Origin of the sequence: Streptomyces sp. NPDC058052 (genome assembly GCF_042885515.1) — a bacterium.
Taxonomy (GTDB): Bacteria; Actinomycetota; Actinomycetes; order Streptomycetales; family Streptomycetaceae; genus Streptomyces.
Genome location: NZ_JBHVRX010000003.1, coordinates 375,614 through 394,407, shown reverse-complemented (window position 1 = coordinate 394,407; position 18,794 = coordinate 375,614). Strand labels below are relative to the sequence as shown.

At 74.3% G+C, this 18,794-nt stretch carries 20 protein-coding genes; 13 read left to right on the top strand and 7 right to left on the bottom strand.

The window, feature by feature from the left end:
* Window positions 1-91 precede the first annotated feature (91 nt).
* Window positions 92-568, top strand: a complete 477-nt coding sequence (locus ACFVU3_RS06480) for an ATP-binding protein (protein WP_390064192.1) — start codon at window positions 92-94, stop codon at window positions 566-568.
* Here ACFVU3_RS06480 and ACFVU3_RS06475 read toward each other — a convergent pair.
* The 3 genes from ACFVU3_RS06475 to ACFVU3_RS06465 all read right to left on the bottom strand — a co-directional run bounded on the left by ACFVU3_RS06475 (window position 554) and on the right by ACFVU3_RS06465 (window position 3,634).
* Window positions 554-2,200, bottom strand: coding sequence for an ABC-F family ATP-binding cassette domain-containing protein (locus tag ACFVU3_RS06475; protein ID WP_390064191.1), 1,647 nt, complete (start codon window positions 2,198-2,200; stop codon window positions 554-556). The genes ACFVU3_RS06480 and ACFVU3_RS06475 overlap by 15 nt on opposite strands.
* Window positions 2,201-2,466: 266 nt before the next feature.
* Window positions 2,467-2,883 (bottom strand): SsgA family sporulation/cell division regulator, encoded by a 417-nt coding sequence (locus tag ACFVU3_RS06470; protein ID WP_390064190.1) that lies wholly within the window; start codon window positions 2,881-2,883, stop codon window positions 2,467-2,469.
* A gap of 271 nt (window positions 2,884-3,154) precedes the next feature.
* Window positions 3,155-3,634 carry a (4Fe-4S)-binding protein gene (locus ACFVU3_RS06465; RefSeq protein ID WP_390064188.1) on the bottom strand — a complete coding sequence of 160 codons (480 nt, stop codon included), beginning with the start codon at window positions 3,632-3,634 and terminating at the stop codon, window positions 3,155-3,157.
* A gap of 163 nt (window positions 3,635-3,797) precedes the next feature.
* Between ACFVU3_RS06465 and ACFVU3_RS06460 the strand changes: the two genes are divergently transcribed.
* On the top strand, window positions 3,798-4,871 hold the full coding sequence (locus tag ACFVU3_RS06460) for a WD40/YVTN/BNR-like repeat-containing protein (RefSeq protein WP_390064320.1): 1,074 nt from the start codon (window positions 3,798-3,800) through the stop codon (window positions 4,869-4,871).
* A 40-nt stretch (window positions 4,872-4,911) separates the two neighbouring features.
* Here ACFVU3_RS06460 and ACFVU3_RS06455 read toward each other — a convergent pair whose 3' ends face one another.
* Both ACFVU3_RS06455 and ACFVU3_RS06450 read right to left on the bottom strand, forming a co-directional pair.
* Window positions 4,912-5,211: a YciI family protein gene (locus ACFVU3_RS06455; protein ID WP_360315913.1), complete on the bottom strand. Its 300-nt coding sequence runs from the start codon at window positions 5,209-5,211 to the stop codon at window positions 4,912-4,914.
* 35 nt (window positions 5,212-5,246) lie between these two features.
* A complete protein-coding gene (locus ACFVU3_RS06450) occupies window positions 5,247-5,804 on the bottom strand; it encodes a hypothetical protein (protein ID WP_390064186.1) in 558 nt (185 codons plus the stop codon).
* A 420-nt stretch (window positions 5,805-6,224) separates the two neighbouring features.
* On the opposite strand from ACFVU3_RS06450, the gene uppS reads away from it, so the two are divergent.
* The 7 genes from uppS (at window position 6,225) to ACFVU3_RS06415 (ending at window position 10,857) form a co-directional block, all read left to right on the top strand.
* Window positions 6,225-6,911 carry a polyprenyl diphosphate synthase gene (gene uppS, locus ACFVU3_RS06445; protein ID WP_390064318.1) on the top strand — a complete coding sequence of 229 codons (687 nt, stop codon included), beginning with the start codon at window positions 6,225-6,227 and terminating at the stop codon, window positions 6,909-6,911.
* Window positions 6,908-8,407 carry an oxygenase MpaB family protein gene (locus tag ACFVU3_RS06440; protein WP_390064184.1) on the top strand — a complete coding sequence of 500 codons (1,500 nt, stop codon included), beginning with the start codon at window positions 6,908-6,910 and terminating at the stop codon, window positions 8,405-8,407. The genes uppS and ACFVU3_RS06440 overlap by 4 nt, the downstream gene beginning before the upstream one ends.
* A gap of 27 nt (window positions 8,408-8,434) precedes the next feature.
* Window positions 8,435-9,130: an endonuclease V gene (locus tag ACFVU3_RS06435; RefSeq protein ID WP_390064183.1), complete on the top strand. Its 696-nt coding sequence runs from the start codon at window positions 8,435-8,437 to the stop codon at window positions 9,128-9,130.
* 56 nt (window positions 9,131-9,186) lie between these two features.
* On the top strand, window positions 9,187-9,327 hold the full coding sequence (gene mmpA, locus ACFVU3_RS06430; RefSeq protein WP_390064181.1) for a morphogenic membrane protein MmpA: 141 nt from the start codon (window positions 9,187-9,189) through the stop codon (window positions 9,325-9,327).
* Window positions 9,324-9,710, top strand: a complete 387-nt coding sequence (locus ACFVU3_RS06425) for a VOC family protein (protein WP_390064179.1) — start codon at window positions 9,324-9,326, stop codon at window positions 9,708-9,710. The genes mmpA and ACFVU3_RS06425 overlap by 4 nt, the downstream gene beginning before the upstream one ends.
* 74 nt (window positions 9,711-9,784) lie before the next feature.
* A complete protein-coding gene (locus ACFVU3_RS06420) occupies window positions 9,785-10,213 on the top strand; it encodes a RidA family protein (RefSeq protein WP_390064178.1) in 429 nt (142 codons plus the stop codon).
* A complete protein-coding gene (locus tag ACFVU3_RS06415; RefSeq protein WP_390064177.1) occupies window positions 10,210-10,857 on the top strand; it encodes an HAD family hydrolase in 648 nt (215 codons plus the stop codon). The genes ACFVU3_RS06420 and ACFVU3_RS06415 overlap by 4 nt, the downstream gene beginning before the upstream one ends.
* 15 nt (window positions 10,858-10,872) lie before the next feature.
* Here the strand turns inward: ACFVU3_RS06415 and ACFVU3_RS06410 are convergent, their stop codons facing one another.
* Window positions 10,873-12,090, bottom strand: a complete 1,218-nt coding sequence (locus ACFVU3_RS06410; RefSeq protein WP_390064176.1) for a saccharopine dehydrogenase family protein — start codon at window positions 12,088-12,090, stop codon at window positions 10,873-10,875.
* 189 nt (window positions 12,091-12,279) lie between these two features.
* Between ACFVU3_RS06410 and ACFVU3_RS06405 the strand changes: the two genes are divergently transcribed.
* The 4 genes from ACFVU3_RS06405 to ACFVU3_RS06390 are packed head-to-tail and all read left to right on the top strand — an operon-like array spanning window position 12,280 to window position 18,063.
* Complete coding sequence (locus ACFVU3_RS06405; RefSeq protein WP_390064175.1) at window positions 12,280-13,431, top strand: CaiB/BaiF CoA transferase family protein; 1,152 nt, start codon at window positions 12,280-12,282, stop codon at window positions 13,429-13,431.
* Window positions 13,428-14,579 carry an acyl-CoA dehydrogenase family protein gene (locus tag ACFVU3_RS06400; RefSeq protein ID WP_390064173.1) on the top strand — a complete coding sequence of 384 codons (1,152 nt, stop codon included), beginning with the start codon at window positions 13,428-13,430 and terminating at the stop codon, window positions 14,577-14,579. The genes ACFVU3_RS06405 and ACFVU3_RS06400 overlap by 4 nt, the downstream gene beginning before the upstream one ends.
* Window positions 14,580-14,634: 55 nt before the next feature.
* On the top strand, window positions 14,635-15,849 hold the full coding sequence (locus ACFVU3_RS06395) for an acetyl-CoA C-acetyltransferase (protein ID WP_390064171.1): 1,215 nt from the start codon (window positions 14,635-14,637) through the stop codon (window positions 15,847-15,849).
* A gap of 39 nt (window positions 15,850-15,888) precedes the next feature.
* A complete protein-coding gene (locus ACFVU3_RS06390; protein WP_390064169.1) occupies window positions 15,889-18,063 on the top strand; it encodes a 3-hydroxyacyl-CoA dehydrogenase NAD-binding domain-containing protein in 2,175 nt (724 codons plus the stop codon).
* Here ACFVU3_RS06390 and ACFVU3_RS06385 read toward each other — a convergent pair.
* Window positions 18,050-18,787 (bottom strand): MerR family transcriptional regulator, encoded by a 738-nt coding sequence (locus tag ACFVU3_RS06385; protein WP_390064167.1) that lies wholly within the window; start codon window positions 18,785-18,787, stop codon window positions 18,050-18,052. The two genes, ACFVU3_RS06390 and ACFVU3_RS06385, sit on opposite strands and share 14 nt — an antisense overlap.
* Window positions 18,788-18,794 lie beyond the last annotated feature (7 nt).

The window sequence follows — 18,794 nt, the reverse complement described above, 5'->3', positions numbered from 1 at the left end:
ACCGTGCTCCGCTTCTGCGCTACGGTCGGTAGCGCAAGTCTCACACGGGGCGACCGCGACCGTGTGCAGAGCACCCCCACGTACAGGAAATGTGAGCAATCCGATGAAGGGCGCCCTGCGCTGCCTTCCGGCCGCCGTCACGGCCGCCGGGCCCATACCCCCCGCCACGGAAAACCTCAGCTACTCGATGCTGCTCCCCGGAGGCGCCTACTGCGCGGGCCTCGCCCGCGAGGCCGTCCGCGGCCTCCTCGCCCGCCACGGCCTCGCCGAACTCCGCGAGACCGCCGCCCTGGCCGCGTCCGAACTGGTCGCGGCCGCCTACCGGTTCACCCCCGACAAGGAGATGGCGCTGCGCCTGCGCTGGCAGTACGACGCCCTGCGGATCGTGGTCTACGACCAGCATCCGGCCCACCGTGGGCCGGACGCCGCCGAGGAGTGCCGCGACCGCCGCAGCCGCGGCATGTGGCTGCTGGCCGCGGCGGTCGAGGACCACGGCGGGGACTGGGGCCTGACCCCCGCCCTCACCCCGGACGGCGGGACCAAGTCCTGGGCGTTACTCCACCGTTGACACCGACGCCGCACGGAGCTCCTCCGCCGACGTCGGCCGCAGGCGGCCGTCGAGGAGCAGCCGGCGCGTGATCCCCAGCGACTCCAGGAACGCCAGGTCGTGACTGGCCACGACCAGTGCCCCCTCGTACGCGCGGAGGGCCGCCGTCAGCTTCCGCACCGACGCCAGGTCCAGATTGTTCGTCGGCTCGTCCAGCAGCAACAGCTGCGGAGCCGGCTCCGCCAGCAGCAGCGCCGCCAGCGTCGCCCGGAACCTCTCCCCGCCCGACAGGGTGCCCACCGGCTGATCCGCCCGGGCCCTGCGGAACAGGAACCGCGCGAGCCGGGCCCTGATCGCGTTCCCCGACGCCGTGGGCGCGAACCGGGCCACGTTCTCCACGATGCTCAGCCCGTCGTCGAGGACGTCCAGCCGCTGCGGGAGGAAACGGAGCGGCACCAGCCTCTCCACCTCCCCCGACACCGGCTCCAGTTCCCCGGCGACCGTCCGCAGCAGCGTGGTCTTGCCGGCGCCGTTGCGGCCCACCAGCGCGACCCGCTCCGGGCCCCGCAGCTCGAACCCGCCGTCGACCCGCGCCCCGTACCGCAGCTCCAGATCCGTGATCCGCAGCACCTCACGGCCCGGCGGCACCGACGTGTGCGGCAGCTCGACGCGGATCTCGTCCTCGTCCCGGACCGCCTCGGCCGCCACGTCCAGCCGCTCCCGCGCCTCCGCCAGCCGGTCCGCGTGCAGGTTGCGGTGCTTGCCCGCCGAGACCTGCGCCGCACCCCGCCGGGTGTTCGCCACGACCTTCGGCACGACCTTGTTCTCGAAGCTCTTCTGCGCGTACCGCCTCCGGCGCGCCAGCTTCATCCCCGCGTCCGCCAGCTCCCGCCGCTGCCGCTGCACGTCCGCCTCGGCGACCCGCACCATCCTTTCCGCGGCCTCCTGTTCGGCGGCGAGCGCCTCCTCGTACGCCGAGTAGGGGCCGCCGTACCAGCTCACCCCGCCCTCGTGGAGGTCGGCGATCTGGTCGACGCGCTCCAGGAGCTCCCGGTCGTGGCTGACCGCCACCAGCACCCCCGGCCAGCTCTCCACCGCCGCGTAAAGGCGCGAACGGGCGTACAGGTCAAGGTTGTTGGTCGGCTCGTCGAGGAGCAGCACGTCCGGCCGGGCCAGCAGCAGCGCCGCGAGACGCAGCAGCACCGACTCGCCGCCGGACACCTCGCCGACCGTACGGTCCAGGCCGATCGAACCGAGACCGAGCTGGTCGAGCGTGGCCAGGGCCCGCTCCTCCACGTCCCAGTCGTCGCCGAGCACCGCGAAGTGCTCCTCGGACGCGTCGCCCGCCTCGATGGCGTGCAGCGCGGCGCGCTTGCCGTCGATCCCGAGGATCGCGTCGACCCGCCGGCCGGTGTCCAGGACCAGGTTCTGCGGGAGGTGGCCGATCTCGCCGGAGGTCCGGACGACACCGGCGGTGGGGGTGAGCTCCCCGGCGAGGAGCCTCAGCAGGGTGGACTTCCCCGAGCCGTTCGTACCGACCAGGCCGGTACGGCCGGGACCGATCGTCACCTTGAGGTCGTCGAAGACCTCGGTGCCGTCCGGCCAGGCGAACGAGAGGGAGGGGGCGGAGAGAAAGACGGGCTGATGTGACACGAGGGCCTCCGGTGCCGCGAGCACGGTGTGAGCGTGGGTGGGGTGCGACGCGTGAGACACCGGGGCGCGGGCAGCGTGGGGAACGGCTCGTCCACCGAGGTCGAGAACGGCACGCACGGCACGGGGCACGCGCGCGGCACGGTGTCTCGGGACCTCAGATGAACAACGTTCCTTCTCCGATCGGGAGGCGATCTGACGTCGTCGACGGTAGGACCGCGCCCGCGGGGAGGCAAACGATTTACGGCGGCCCGGAGGCCGCCGCGGATTCAGGGCAGGTCGCCCAGGAGGGCGTCCAGATCCCGGTCCCAGTCCAGGTACTGGTGCTCGCGCCCGGCCGGCACCAGATGCTGCGACCGCTCCAGGAACCGGCGCAGTTCCGAGGTGCGCACATGGACCATCGCCACGCCCTCCGGGGCGTGGAACTCCACCACCGTGCGGTCGTAGCCGTACGGACGGAGCCGTACGTCCCCGTCGCCGGCGGGCCGTTCGACCCCCTGCGCGAGCAGCTCGCGGGCGAACGCCCAGGAGACCTCGACGCCCTCCAGGGTCGCCGGTGGAGGGAAGGCCATGCTCACCGCGTAAGGGTCCTCCCGGTCGTACCGGAGGGTGGCGGGGACGGTCTCCATCCGGGGAGCGGAAGCGACCAGACGGGCCTGGACGGGCTGCTCGATCACGGCGGACACGGCGGACTCCTCTCGCGCGGTTGCGATCCTGTGCGTCTCCCCGACACCAGGGCACCTGACACCCATGAAGACGAGCGGAAGCGCCGGAACGTGCACTCGTCCCCTACGTGAGGTGCGTCACCGCCGGGCGGAAGGGCCTCCCGGGGGCCTCCCGCCGCCGGAACCGGAACGCCCGGTAGACCGCGCGGAGCCGGGCACGAACCGGTCCACCGGGCGGTCCGCACGGCCTCCGGGCGTGCCCCGGACGTTCCGCTCGGGTCCGAAAGACGGTCTAGCGCTCCTCGGCCACGTCGTCGTCGGGCTCCGCGCAGGGGCCGGAGCGGTCGCAGTACGGCTGGTTACCGGACGCCCCGCAGCCGCAGAGCATCACCCGCGTCTCGTGCCGGGTCTCCTGCCCGGCCGAGACCAGCAGGTCGCCGCGGACCACCAGCCGGCCCGACGGGGTGCGGCGTACGGTCGTGGGGACGTCGGGCCGCTCCTCCGCGCCGCCCTCCACCGGGTGGTACTGGAGCGCCCCCGACGGGCAGCGCCGGATCACCTCGGCGACCCGGCCGGGCTCGGCGGCGTCCGGCAGCACCCAGGGGCGGCGGGACAGGTCGAAGACCTCCGGCAGGCCGTGGACGCACTCGGCGGCGTGCAGGCAGCGGCGCGGCTCGAACGTGACGGTGATGCCCTCGCCGTCGTACTCCTTGAGCCGCGGCTTCCCGGCGATCGGTGACTCCGCTCCCGGCTCCGCTGTTCCCTCGGTCATGCGCCCAGCCTAGGAACGCCCGGCGCGCCCCGCACCCCGGCGGCGCCGGGCGGGAGGGCGCGGAGGCGGGCGCGGGGGACGCCCTCTGGACGGGCCCGGGCCGCCGCCGCTAGCTTCCGGCGCCATGACACCTGTGCGAAAGATGCGAACGACGCGACGCACGATGACGGCGGGGCTCGTGGGGGCGGTGCTGGCGCTGACCCTCGCGGCCCCCGCGCGGGCCGGGGAGACCCCCGCGGCCCCCGCGGCGCCTTCGTCCGCGGACGGCTGGCAGCTCACCCCGACCGGCACCGACGTCCGCTTCCGGGGGCTGGCCGCGGTGGACCGCCGCACCGCCTGGGCCGCCGGCTCCAAGGGCACCGTCCTGCGCACCACCGACGCCGGCCGCACCTGGCGAAACGTCTCGCCGCCCGGTGGCGAGGCCCTGGAGCTCCGCGACGTGGAGGCGTTCGACGCCCGCCGGGCCGTCGTCCTGGCCATCGGCGAGGGCGAGGCGTCCCGGCTGCTGCGCACCGAGGACGGCGGCGCCACCTGGACCGAGACCTTCCGCAACACCGACCCGCGCGCCTTCTACGACTGCGTGACCTTCCTCGACCGGCGCCACGGCCTCGCCCTCAGCGACCCGGTCGACGGGAGGTTCCGCGTCCTCTCCACCCGCGACGGCGGCCGCACGTGGGAGGTCCTGCCCGACTCCGGGATGCCCGCGGCCCTCCCCGGCGAGGCCGGCTTCGCCGCGAGCGGCCAGTGCCTGGTCACGGCCACCGGCGGCGGGAAGGACGTGTGGTTCGCGACCGGCGGCGCCGCCACCGCCCGCGTCTTCCACTCGGCCGACCGGGGCCGCACCTGGACCGTCACCGACAGCCCGGTCCCGGCCGGCGACCCCGCCCGCGGCGTCTTCGCGCTCGCCTTCCGCGACCGCCACCACGGCCTCGCGGTCGGCGGCGACTACCGCGCCGGACAGCCCTCGCCGCGGGCGGCGGCGACCACCGCCGACGGCGGCCGCACCTGGACCCCGGCGGCCACGCCCCCGCCGGCCTACCGCTCCGGCGTCGCGTGGCTCCCGCACACCAGGACCGCCGCCCTCGCCGTCGGACCCACCGGCACGGACGTCACCCGCGACGGCGGCCGCACCTGGCGGACCGTGGACACCGGCTCGTACGACACCGTGGACTGCACCCCGGACGGCGGCTGCTGGGCCTCGGGCGAGAAGGGCCGGATCGCGCGGCTCACCCGCTGACGGGCCGGGCCGGGCCGGGGCCCGGGCGGGGCGGGCCGGGTCAGGCCGGCGGCTGCTCGCGGTAGCCGGCCAGGCCCTCCACCGTCTTCGACGCGTAGAACTCGGTGATCCGGTACGCGCACACGCCCTCGGAGCTGAAGGGGTCGGCCGCCGCGATCCGCTCGATCGCGGCCCGGTCGACCCCGGCCGCCAGGATCACCCCGCCGTCGCGCGGGTTCTTCCGCCCGGACGCGAGGAACACCCCGGCGGCGTACTGCTCGTCCAGCCAGGCGATGTGCGCGTCCATGAGGGCGTCCGCCCGCTCGACGGGCGCGGTGTAGGTCAATTCCAGTACGAACATGCGTGCAAGGCTACCGGCGGGGCGGGCCGCGGAGATCAGCCGCCGAACGCCTCGGCGGCCGTCTCGAAACGGTGCACCGCCGGCTTCCGCACCTCGTACAGGTAGCCGAAGTAGGAGGTCTCCACGGTGGCCGTGAGCACCCCGAGCAGGAAGGCGGCGCACCCCGGCCCGTGGTGCTCCCAGAGCGGGCCGCGCCCCTCGTTGTAGAGCACCGGCCACGAGTCGGGGTGCCGCCCCGGCCGCACCAGCCAGTACAGGAAGGCCCCCGAGCCCTCCTCGAACGCCCACGGCACCACGCGCGCCCCCGGCTCCTCCAGCTCCTCGGGCCGCTCCTCGCCGATCTCCCACAACGACGCGAGGATCTCGTCCCGTTCGGCCGTCTGCGCGACGAGTTCGTGGCCGGGGTCCGCCGCGCCCGGGGCGAGGAGCCACACGGTCTCGTCGAACACCCCCCAGCCGTACGTCTCGACCAGCCGCTTGTAGTCGCCGGGGAGCGGCACCCCGAGGGCGCGCTCGGTCTTCGCCCAGTCCACGGCGGGCGGCGGTTCGGCGGGAGGCGGACAGAGACGCAGGAGGTCGTCGATCGCGTTCACCGGAGGGACGCTACCGGACGCCCGCGCGGCGGGGATCGGACGTGTGCGCCAGGGGTGAAGGACCCCTTCCCGGGCAGGTCGCGGCCGCCCCGCGCTGCCAGACTTCCGGCAGGGACGTGCCGGCGGGGGCGCGGGCGAGCCGGGGTGGGCGAGGCAGGGGTGGGTGTGACGGACCGCGGTGCCGCGGACGGGGTGCGCGAACGGCCTTACGGGGCACGGGAGTCCGAGGGCGGCCTCAGCGACCGGGGCGACGGAGCAGGAGAGCCGGAGGGCGGCGTACGCGAACGGCCGCACGGGGCACGGGAGTCCGAGGGCGACGTACGCGACCGGGTCGACGGGGCGGGGGAGCCGGCGGACGCCTCGCGCGCCCCGCGGTCCGGCGGGGAGGGCCGTCCGGTGCCCCGGCACGTGGCGTGCGTGATGGACGGCAACGGCCGCTGGGCCACGGCGCGTTCGCTGCCCCGCACGGCGGGGCACCGGGCCGCCGAGACCACCGTCATCGACACCATCGAGGCGGCCCGGTCCGCCGGGGTCGAATGGCTCAGCCTCTACGCCTTCTCCACCGAGAACTGGAGCCGGCCGAGCGCCGAGGTCGACTATCTGATGCGGCTCGTCCGCCGGGTCGTCCGCAAGCACGCCCCGCTCCTCCTCGCCCGCGGCATCCGCTGCCGGTTCCTCGGCGTCACCGACCCCCGCATCCCCGCCGAACTCGCCCGGGACTTCCAGGACCTGATGACGCTCACGGCCGACAACCGGGGCATGACCCTCACCGTCGCCTTCGACCACGGCGGGCGCCGCGACATCGTCGAGGCCGCCCGCTCGCTCATCCGCGACGGCACCCCGGCCGAGGCCGTCACCGAGGAGCTGTTCGCGGCCCATCTGCCCTTCCCCGACACCCCCGACGTGGACCTCGTCATCCGCACCTCCGGCGAACAGCGCATCTCCAACTTCATGCTCTGGCAGGTCGCGTACGCCGAATGGGTCTTCCCCCGGGTGCTCTGGCCCGACTTCCGGGCCCCCGACTTCCTCGCCTGCCTGCACACCTACCGGCGCCGCGACCGCCGCTTCGGCGGCGTCGTGCCCCGGCAGAACGGAGAACCACGATGACCACCGCCACGGACACCCCGGACGGCACCGCGCGGCAGACCCCTCCCGGACCGGAGGACGCCCCGCCGCTCTTCGGCCCCGGCTCGCAGTTCCACGCGCTCTTCGACGACCCCCGGTGGGCCCTCGCCATGATCCGCGCCACCGTCCTGGAGGCGGCCCACCCGCGGATCGGCGCCGCCCTGATCGACAACTCCACCTTCGTCGCCCACCCCTGGCGCCGGCTGCGGAACACCTTCCTCTCCATGCGCCGGATGTTCGGCGCCGACCCCGAGGAGCGGGAGCGGGAGGCCGCCCGCCTCAACCGGCTGCACGCCCGCATGAGCGGCACCGACACCCGCGGCCGCCCGTACGACGCCGTGGACCCGGAGGCCCGCGCCTGGGTCGTGGCGACCCTCTTCGAGAGCGCCGTCACCATGTGCCGCCTGAGCGGCCGGCCGCTCGACCCGGCGGCGACGGAGCGGATGTACGCCGAGTACCGGGCGTTCCTCGCCGCCCTCGACGGCGACGCGCGCCATCTGCCCGAGGAGCTCCGCGACTTCTGGCGGTACTTCGACCGGGTCGTCGAGGAGGAGCTGGAGAACACCGAGGCGGCCCGGGTCATCCTCTACCGGCTCTTCGACCACCTGCCCGCTCCCGCGCTGCTCGACGGCGTGCCGACGCTGTGGGCGGCCGGCCGGGCCGTCGTCGGACCGGTGATGGGCGCGATCACCATCGCCTCCCTCCCCGAGCCCTTCCGCCGCCGCGCCGGACTGCCGGAGATGCCCGGCGTCCCGACCCTCATGCAGGGCGCGTACATCGCCGCCGGACTCGCCCGCTTCCTGCCCGGGGACCTGCTCCGGGCGGAGGCCGTCATCGACCTGCTCTCGCTCACCCCCGGGAGCGACGACCCCCGCGCCCGCACCGTCGCCGCCCTCCGCGCCCGGATGCAGCGGGCCGCGGCCCTGCTCCGCCTCCTCACCCCGCTCGCCCCGGACCCGGACCCGGAGGACGGCCCGGAGCCCGCCGCCGGCGACGGCCGCCGGCGCACCGCCGAGGACTTCTTCCGCCAGGTGCTCGACCAGACCGGCGACGGCTACCTCGACTGGCCGGACCTCGCCGCCATGGCCCGGGAACTCGCCACCCGCCTCGACCTCGGCGAACCGGAGGAGACCCGGCTCTACGACGCCTTCGCCGGCTGGTGGCGCGAGCTCCAGAGCGCCCTCGACGCGGACGGCGACGGCCGGGTCAGCGCCGCCGAGTACGCCGCCGCCGTCCCCTCCCTCTCCGGCCCCGCGCTGATCCGGGTCGCCGAGGTGCTCTTCGCCGCCACCGACAAGGACGGCAACGGCACCATCGACGCGGACGAGTACCGCGCCCTCTTCCGCACCGCCTTCCGCCGCGACGTCACCACGGGCGACGGCGGCTACGCCCGCAGCGCCTTCGTCGGCGACTTCCTCTCCTTCATGTCCGGCCGCCGCGCCGGCACCGCCTACGACCCCCTCCTCGCCGACGCCTGACCGGCCCGCCGCCGTAGGGTGGCCCGCATGGGGATCATCGGGGTTCCGGCGGGCTGGCCCGCCGGCGAGGACGCGGCGCTGGAGGTCCAGCGCGGGCTGCGGGAGCGGCTCGTGCTGGACGAGGAGGGGCCGCCTGCGGGGGAGGGGCACGTCACCGGGCTCGACGTGGCGTACGACGACGAGCGGGACCTGGTCGCCGCCGCGGCCGTGGTGCTCGACGCCCGGACCCTGGAGGTGGCCGAGGAGGCGACCGCCGTGGGCCGGGTCTCCTTCCCGTACGTCCCCGGGCTGCTCGCCTTCCGCGAGATCCCGACCGTGCTCGCCGCCCTGGACGCGCTCACCGTCGATCCCGGACTCCTCGTCTGCGACGGCTACGGGCTCGCTCATCCGCGCCGGTTCGGGCTCGCGAGCCATCTCGGCGTGCTCACCGGGCGGCCCGCGATCGGCGTCGCCAAGAACCCGTTCACCTTCTCGTACGAGCAGCCCGGCCCGGACCGGGGCGACGCCGCCCCGCTGCTCGCCGGCGGCGAGGAGGTCGGGCGGGCGCTGCGGACCCGGAGCGGGGTCAAGCCCGTCTTCGTCTCCGTCGGGCACCGGATCTCCCTCGGCAACGCCTGCGCGCACGCGCTCGCGCTCTCCCCGCGCTACCGGATCCCCGAGACCACCCGGCACGCCGACGCGCTCTGCCGGCGCGCACTGGCCGAGGCGCTGGCGGCTGAGTAGCGTCTGAGTACCCGTACGGATGCCCGCTGTCAGACCCGCACGGCACAGTGGCCGTCATGACAACCCCCGTCACCACGCACTCCCGTGGCCGTTCGGACGGCCGGGCGCTGCCCGCCGTCCTCGCGGTCGCCGCACTCTCCGCGCTCGCCTGGACCTGCGCCATCCTGTACGTGCTCGCCGACTGGACCACCGGATGATCGGGCGGCTGCGCTGCGTCGTGCTCGACTGCCCCGACGCCCACGAACTCGCCGCCTTCTACCGGGAGATGCTGGGCGGCGAGATCACGGCGCCCGACCCGGGGCTCGCCGTCGGCGCCGGCTCCGCCGTGCTGCGCGACGCGCACGGACCGGTCCTCGCCTTCCAGGACGTCGCCGACCACCGGCCGCCCGTCTGGGGCGCCCCGGAACAGCAGTTCCTGCTGGACGTCCGGGTCCCGGACCCGGACGCCGCCCACGAGACGGTGCTCGCCCTCGGGGCCGTCGCCCTCGGCGAGGGCGGGGACGCCGGTGACGACACCGGACCGCTGTGGCGGGTGTACGCCGATCCGGCCGGGCATCCGTTCCGGATCATGGGCGGCTGAGGACCCGGCAGGGTACCGCGAAGGGTGCCCCGCGCCGGGCTTTGACCCGGGGGCGCGGTGGGCAGGATGACCGGATGGACCTGCACACCACCCGACGACTCGTCTCCTCCGGCTCTCCCCTCGAACCGGAGATCGGCTTCTCCCGCGCGGTACGGCACGGCCCGTACGTCTCCGTCGCCGGCACCGCGCCGATCGCGCCCGACGGCACCACCACCGCACCCGGCGACGTCTACGCCCAGACCGTGCGATGTCTCGACATCGCCGAGGCGGCGCTCCGCGAGGCCGGCGCCCGCCCCGAGGACGTCGTCCGCACCCGGGTCATGCTCACCGACGCCACCGCCTGGCGCGAGGCGGCCCGCGCCCACGGCGAGCGGTTCGGCGCCGTCCGTCCCGCCTGCACCTTCGTGGAGGTGTCCCGGTTCATCGACCCCGACTGGCTGGTCGAGATCGAGATCGACGCGGTGGTGGCCGCCCCCGCCGGCCCTGACATGATCGGCTGGTGAACCACGCCTCCGAGCGGCCCGGCCGCCTCCGCCCCGTCCTGTTCGACGTCGACGGCACCCTCGTCGACGCCCTCGACAACCAGCGCCGGGTGTGGGCCACCTGGGCCGGGCGGCACGGCCTGGACCCGGACGCGGTGTACCGGACGGCGCTGCGCACCCGCCCGCTGGAGACCTTCGCCGAGGTCGCCCCGCACCTCGAACCCGGGGCGTGCCTCACGGAGTTCCACGCGCTGGAGGACGAGGACGTCCGCACCGGCGACTACGCGGCCTTCGACGGGGCGGCGGAGCTGCTGACCGCCCTGCCGCCCGGCTCCTGGGCGCTGGTCACCTCCAACTACGAGCACCGGGTCCGCGGCCGCTTCGAGCGGACCGGGCTGCCCGTGCCGGAGGTGATCGTGGACGCGGCGGCCGTGGCGGAGGGCAAGCCCTCGCCGGTCCCGTACCTGACCGCCGCGGCGCTGCTCGGCGCGGCGCCGGAGGACTGCCTGGTCGTGGAGGACGCCCCGTCCGGGGTGCGGTCCGGGCGGGACGCCGGGATGACCGTGTGGGGCGTCCACGCGCCGGAGCCGGTGGACGGTGTGCACCGGCACTTCGCCGGCCTGCGGGAGGCGGCCCCGCACGTCCTCGCCCACGTCCTGGGGTGAGCGTCCGGCCGGCCGCTACTCCGCGTGTGCCACCCGGAAGCGCAGGCCGGCCGCCCGCAGCCGGGCGATGAGCGCGTCGCCCATCGCGACCGCCGTCGTGACCTGGCCCGCCGTCGCCGGCAGCGGGTCGAGGGCGAGGCAGAGCGCGGACTCCGCGAGCATCTTCGCGGTCTCGTCGTAGCCGGGATCGCCGCCCGACACCTCGGTGAGGACCCGGCGTCCGCCGCCCTCGCCGACGAAGCGGACCGTGAACCAGCTGCGGGCGCGCCGCTCGGCGGACGGGCCGGAGCCCGCCTCGTACCGGTCCATCATCCACCGCCGTGCGGCGGGCACCTGGGCGGCGGTGACGGCCGCGCCGATCGCCGCCGTGCCGCCGAGCGCCATCGGCAGGGTCTTCACCGAGGCGTAGTGGCGGTAGCGGAAGTCGGGGCCGTACCGCTCCAGCGCGGCCGCCGAGCGGGCCACCACCTGCGGGTCGAGGGTGGGCAGCGGCAGCGCCCAGGTGCCCGTCTCGGTGCTGAAGCGGGGGGCGCCCAGCGGGGCGCGGGCCCGCCGGCCCACCAGCCGGGGGGCGTGCAGGCGGCGTTCGCGGGCGGCCCGCAGGATCTCCCGGCCGCGGCCGAAGGCGGTCAGCGCGGAGGCGAAGGTGCCGCCGGAGAAGACGGCGCCGGCCCGGACGAAGCCGTCGACGCGCAGCGGTACGCCCTCCGGCAGCTGCTCCACGGTGAAGAGGACGCCGAGGTCGTGCGGGACGGAGTCGAAGCCGCAGGCGTGCACGAGCCGGGCGCCGGTCTCCCGGGCGCGGGCGTCGTGGCGGACGTACATGAGGTCGACGAACTCGGCCTCGCCGGTCAGGTCCAGGTAGTCGGTGCCGGCGTCCGCGCAGGCGGCGACGAGGCCCTCGCCGTACCAGACGTACGGGCCGACCGTGGAGGCCACGACCCGGGCGGACCGGGCGAGGGCCCGCAGCGAGGCGGGGTCGCCGGAGTCGGCGACCACCAGGGGCAGTGCGGCGCAGTGCGGCCGGCGGGCGGCGAGCCGGTCCCGCAGGGCCTCCAGTCTCGCGGCCGAGCGCCCGGCGAGGGCCCAGCGGCACCCGGCGGGGGCGTGCTCGGCCAGATACTCCGCGGTGAGCTCGCCCACGAACCCGGTCGCCCCGTAGAGGACCACGTCGTACGGCCGCGCTCCGGCGTCCCCGCCGGGGTCCCGCCCCGCGTCCGCCCCTGTCTCCATCGCCCCACCGCTCCCGTCGTCCCGTAGCGCCGTCACGTCTCGTCGTCACGTCGTCGGCGGAGGATAGCGGACCCGCGGCGCCCACCGAATTTCCAAGCGCTTGCTCGGCCAGGGGGCTTGTGCCGAGTGGAACACGTTCCTAGCATCTTCGGTGTTACATCATTGGTGTCACACACTCCTGGGGGCTCGATGGGCACGAGGCAGACCGAGCGGACCGGCCCGCTCGCCGGCGTCCGGGTCGTGGAACTCGCCGGCATCGGACCCGGTCCCTTCGCCGCCATGCTCCTCGCCGACCTCGGCGCCGACGTGGTGCGCGTCGACCGCCCCGGCGGTCCCGGCCTCGGCGTCGACCCGGCCAAGGACCTCACCAACCGCAACAAGCGCTCGGTCCTCGTCGACCTGAAGGCCCCCGGAGGCCCCGCCGCCGTCCTCGACCTGGTCGAGCGCGCCGACGTGCTCGTCGAGGGCTACCGGCCCGGCGTCGCCGAACGCCTCGGCGTCGGCCCCGAGGAGTGCCTCGCCCGCAACCCGCGGCTCGTCTACGGCCGGATGACCGGCTGGGGCCAGGACGGCCCGCTCGCCCCCGCCGCCGGCCACGACATCGGCTACATCGCCGTCACCGGCGCCCTCGGCATGATCGGCCCCGACCCGGACGGGCCGCCGACCGTCCCCGCCAACCTCGTCGGCGACTACGCGGGCGGCTCCCTCTACCTCGTCATCGGCGTCCTCGCCGCCCTCCAGCACGCCCGCGCCCACGGCGAGGGCCAGGTCGTCGACGCGGCCATCGTGGACGGCACCGCCCACCTCACCACCATGATCCACGCCATGCTCGCGGCCGGCGGCTGGCAGGACCGGCGCGGGGTGAACCTCCTCGACGGCGGCTGCCCCTTCTACGGCGTCTACGCGACCTCCGACGGCGGCCACATGGCCGTCGGCGCCCTGGAGCAGCGCTTCTACACCGAGTTCGCCCGCCTCCTCGGCCTCGGCGACGACGCCACCCGGCTCCGCGACGACCTCGCCCGCTGGCCCGAGCTGCGCGAGGCCGTCGCCGCGCGCTTCCGGAGCCGCACCCGGGCCGAGTGGACCGAGGTCTTCGAGGGCACCGACGCCTGCGTCGCCCCCGTCCTCTCGCTCCGCGAGGCCCCCGGTCACCCGCACCTGGCCGCCCGCGCCACCTTCGCCGAGCACGGCGGACTCGTCCAGCCGGCGCCCGCGCCCCGCTTCTCCGCCACCCCCGGCACCCTCCGTACCGGCCCCGCCCTGCCCGGCGCCGACACCGCCGAGGTCGCCCGCGACTGGGCCGTCCCCGCCCTGCACACCCAGGAGTCGAAGACCGCATGAAGCGCACCCTCTACACCGAGGACCACGAAGCCTTCCGGGCCACCGTCCGCACCTTCCTGGAGAAGGAGGTGCTGCCCCACTACGCCCAATGGGAGAAGGACGGCATCGTCTCCCGCGAGGCATGGCTCGCCGCCGGCCGGCAGGGCCTCCTCGGCCTCGCCGTCGAGGAGGAGCACGGAGGCGGCGGCAACCCCGACTTCCGGTACGCCTCCGTCCTCGCCGAGGAGTTCACCAGGGCCGCGGCCCCCGGCCTCGCCATCGGCCTCCACAACGACATCATCGGGCCGTACCTCACCAAGCTCGCCACCGACGAGCAGCGGCGGCGCTGGCTGCCCGGCTTCTGCTCGGGCGAGATCGTCACCGCCATCGCGATGACCGAGCCCGGCGCCGGCTCCGACCTCCAGGGCATCCGCACCACCGCCGAGGACCACGGCGACCACTGGATCCTCAACGGCTCCAAGACCTTCATCTCCAACGGCATCCTCGCCGACCTGGTGATCGTCGTCGCCCGCACCACCCCCGAGGGCGGCGCGCACGGCCTCTCCCTCCTCGTGGTCGAGCGGGGCATGGAGGGCTTCGAGCGCGGCCGCAACCTCGACAAGATCGGGCAGAAGTCCCAGGACACCGCCGAGCTCTTCTTCACGGACGTCCGCGTCCCCAAGGAGAACCTGCTGGGCGAGCTCAACGGCGCCTTCGTCCACCTGATGACCAACCTGGCGCAGGAACGCCTCGCCATCGCGGTCGCCGGAATCGCCGGAGCGGAGCACCTCCTGGAGCTCACCACCCGCTACGTCAAGGAGCGCGAGGCGTTCGGCCGGCCGCTCGCGAAGCTCCAGCACGTGCGGTTCGAGATCGCGGAGATGGCCACCGAGTGCGCTGTCACGCGGACCTTCGTGGACCGCTGTATCGCCGAGCACGCCGACCCTACCGGTCTCGGCCTCGACCCCGTCAACGCCTCCATGGCCAAGTGGTGGGCGACCGAGCTGCAGAAGCGCGTCGCCGACCGCTGCCTGCAACTGCACGGCGGATACGGCTACATGAGCGAATTCCCGGTCGCCCGCGCCTTCACCGACGGCCGCATCCAGACCATCTACGGCGGCACGACGGAGATCATGAAGGAGATCATCGGCCGCTCCCTGCTCGGCTGATCCCCGGCCCCCCGACCCCTCCCGAGAGCAACCCTCACACCGCGAAAGGCTTCCCGTGAGCACCGAAGCGTACGTGTACGACGCGATCCGCACCCCGCGCGGACGCGGCAAGGCCAACGGCTCCCTGCACGGCACCAAGCCGATCGACCTGGTCGTCGGCCTGATCCGCGAGATCCAGACCCGCAACCCGGGTCTCGACCCGGCCGCCGTCGACGACATCGTCCTCGGCGTCGTCGGCCCCGTCGGCGACCAGGGCTCCGACATCGCCCGGATCGCCGCCATCGCCGCCGGCCTCCCCGACACCGTCGCCGGCGTCCAGGAGAACCGCTTCTGCGCCTCCGGCCTCGAAGCGGTGAACATGGCCGCGATGAAGGTCCGCTCCGGCTGGGAGGACCTCGTCCTCGCCGGCGGCGTCGAGTCGATGTCCCGGGTCCCGATGGCCTCCGACGGCGGTGCCTGGTTCGCCGACCCGATGACCAACCTGGAGACCAACTTCGTCCCGCAGGGCATCGGCGCCGACCTCATCGCCACCATCGAGGGCTTCAGCCGCCGCGACGTCGACGAGTACGCCGCCCTCTCCCAGGAGCGCGCCGCGACCGCCTGGAAGGAGGGCCGCTTCTCCCGCTCCGTCGTCCCCGTCGTCGACCGGGCCGGGCTGACCGTCCTCGACCACGACGAGTTCATGCGCCCCGGCACCACCGCCGACTCCCTCGCCCGGCTCAAGCCGTCCTTCAAGGACATCGGCGAGCTCGGCGGCTTCGACGCCGTCGCGCTCCAGAAGTACCACTGGGTCGAGGAGATCGACCACGTCCACCACGCCGGCAACTCCTCCGGCATCGTCGACGGCGCCTCCCTCGTCGCCGTCGGCTCGAAGGAGATCGGCGAGCGGTACGGGCTGACGCCGCGCGCCCGGATCGTCGCCGCCGCCGTCTCCGGCTCCGAGCCCACCATCATGCTCACCGGCCCGGCCCCGGCCGCCCGCAAGGCGCTCGCCAAGGCCGGTCTCACCATCGACGACATCGACCTGATCGAGATCAACGAGGCGTTCGCCGCGGTCGTCCTGCGCTTCGTCAAGGACATGGGCGTCTCCCTGGACAAGGTCAACGTCAACGGCGGCGCCATCGCGCTCGGCCACCCGCTCGGCGCCACCGGCGCGATCATCCTCGGCACCCTCGTCGACGAGCTGGAGCGCCAGGACAAGCGCTACGGCCTCGCGACCCTCTGCGTCGGCGGCGGTATGGGCATCGCCACCATCGTCGAGCGCGTCTGACCTCCCCGTCCGCACCCTTCTACCGGAGAAGCATCAGTCATGAGCGAGAGCACCACCATCCGCTGGGAGCAGGACGACACGGGGATCGTCACCCTCGTCCTCGACGACCCGAACCAGTCCGCCAACACCATGAACGGGGCGTTCCGCGCGTCGATCACGGCCGTCGCCGACCGCCTGGAGGCCGAGAAGGACTCCGTCCGGGGCATCATCTACACCTCCGCGAAGAAGACCTTCTTCGCGGGCGGCGACCTCAAGGACATGATCCAGGCGGGCCCCGAGCACGCCCAGGACATCTTCGACGCCGCGATGGAGATGAAGCGCGCCCTGCGCCGCATCGAGACCCTCGGCAAGCCGGTCGTCGCCGCCCTCAACGGCGCGGCCCTGGGCGGTGGTTACGAGATCGCGCTCGCCTCGCACCACCGGATCGCGCTCGACGCGCCCGGCTCCAAGATCGGCCTGCCCGAGGTCACCCTCGGCCTGCTGCCCGGCGGTGGCGGCGTCACCCGCACCGTGCGCCTCATGGGCATCACCGACGCCCTCCTGAAGGTCCTCCTCCAGGGCACCCAGTACACCCCCAAGCGCGCCCTGGACAGCGGCCTCGTCCACGAACTGGCCGCCACCCCGGAGGAGATGATGGCCAAGGCCATCGCCTTCATCGACACCCACCCCGAGTCGTCCCAGCCCTGGGACGTGCCCGGGTACCGGATCCCCGGCGGCACCCCGTCGAACCCGAAGTTCGCCGCGAACCTGCCGGCCTTCCCCGCCAACCTGCGCAAGACGCTCAACGGCGCCCCCTACCCGGCCCCGCGCAACATCATGGCCGCCGCCGTCGAGGGCTCCCAGGTCGACTTCGAGACCGCGCAGGTCATCGAGTCCCGGTACTTCACCGAGCTGGTCACCGGCCAGACCGCGAAGAACATGATCCAGGCGTTCTTCTTCGACCTCCAGGCCGTCAACTCCGGCGCCAGCCGTCCCAAGGGCGTCGAGAAGCGCCAGGTCCGCAAGGTCGCCGTGCTCGGCGCCGGCATGATGGGCGCGGGCATCGCCTACTCCTGCGCCCGCGCCGGCATCGAGGTCGTCCTCAAGGACGTCACCGACGAGGCCGCCGCCAAGGGCAAGGCGTACTCCGAGAAGCTCTGCGCCAAGGCCGTCTCCCGGGGCCGTACGACCCAGGAGAAGGCCGACGCCCTCCTCGCCCGGATCACCCCCACCGCCGACCCGCAGGCCCTCGCCGGCTGCGACGCGGTCATCGAGGCCGTCTTCGAGGACACCGCGCTCAAGCACAAGGTCTTCCAGGAGATCCAGCACGTCGTCGACGCCGACGCGCTGCTCTGCTCCAACACCTCGACCCTGCCGATCACCGTCCTCGCCGAGGGCGTCGAGCGCCAGACCGACTTCATCGGCCTGCACTTCTTCTCGCCGGTCGACAAGATGCCGCTGGTCGAGATCATCAAGGGCGAGCGCACCGGCGACGAGGCGCTGGCCCGCGCCTTCGACCTGGTCCGCCAGATCAACAAGACGCCGATCGTCGTCAACGACTCGCGCGGCTTCTTCACCTCCCGCGTCATCGGCCACTTCATCAACGAGGGCGTGGCGATGGTCGGCGAGGGCATCGAGCCCGCCTCCGTCGAGCAGGCCGCCGCCCAGGCCGGCTACCCGGCGAAGGTCCTCTCCCTCATGGACGAGCTGACCCTCACCCTGCCGCGCAAGATCCGCAACGAGACGAAGAAGGCGATCGAGGACGAGGGCGGCACCTGGGTCACCCACCCGGGCGAGGTCGTCATCGACCGCATGGTCGACGAGTTCGGCCGCCCCGGCCGCAGCGGCGGCGCCGGCTTCTACGACTACGACGAGTCGGGCAGGCGCGGCAAGCTCTGGCCGGGCCTGCGCGAGCACTTCACCCGGCCCGGGTACGAGATCCCCTTCCGCGACATGCAGGAGCGGATGCTGTTCTCCGAGGCCCTGGACACCGTCCGCCTCCTGGAGGAAGGCGTCCTGACCTCGGTCGCCGACGCCAACATCGGCTCCATCATGGGCATCGGCTTCCCGGCCTGGACCGGCGGCATCCTCCAGTACGTCAACGGCTACGAGGGCGGCGTCGCCGGCTTCGTCGCCCGCGCCCGCGAGCTGGCGGAGACGTACGGCGAGCGCTTCGCCCCGCCGGCCCTCCTGGTGGAGAAGGCCGAGCGCGGCGAGACGTTCACGGACTCCTGAACGCGGAGCGCAACTCCGCGCTCAGCGACCGCTGAAAGGCGGTGACGAGGGCCTGGACCACCATCGGCTGCATGTGCGCCGAGAGCGACCTCATCGCGGTCAGGTGGTCCGGGTCCTCCCCGCTCTCCCGGTACGGGTTCCACACCTCCTCCTGGAACAGGCGGGCCAACTCCTGTGCGGCGGAACGGGCGTGGGCGAGCAGCACGGTCCGGGAGGCGAGGATGGTCTCGTGCTCGATGGGCACGTCCAGGAGTTCGACGCCCAGCCGCAGCAGGGTGCCGTCGAGCCGGAACACCTCGGTGTCGCCGGTCGCCTCCAGCACCCCGATGGCGGCGAGTCGTTCGACGTCCCGGTCGGTCAGCTCCCGTCCGGCGCGCCGCTCCAGCTCCCGCCGGGTGATCGTCTCGGCGGACTCCGGCGCCCAGGACGCCACGAGGGCCCGGTGCACGGCGAGGTCCTGCGCGCTCAGGTCGGGCGGCAGCTGCTCCAGGTAGCGTTCGATCGCGGCGAGGGTCATGCCCTGCCGCTGGAGCTCCTCGATGAGCGCGAGGCGCGCCAGGTGCTCGGGGCCGTACCGCCCGACCCGGCGGGGGCCGATCACCGGTGGCGCCAGCAGCCCCCGCGTTCCGTAGAACCGCACGGTCCGCACCGTGACCCCGGCCCGCGCGGCCAGCTCGTCGACGGTGTAGCCGGGCAGCAGTCCCTCGTCGCTCGCGTCCTCCATGGTGGAA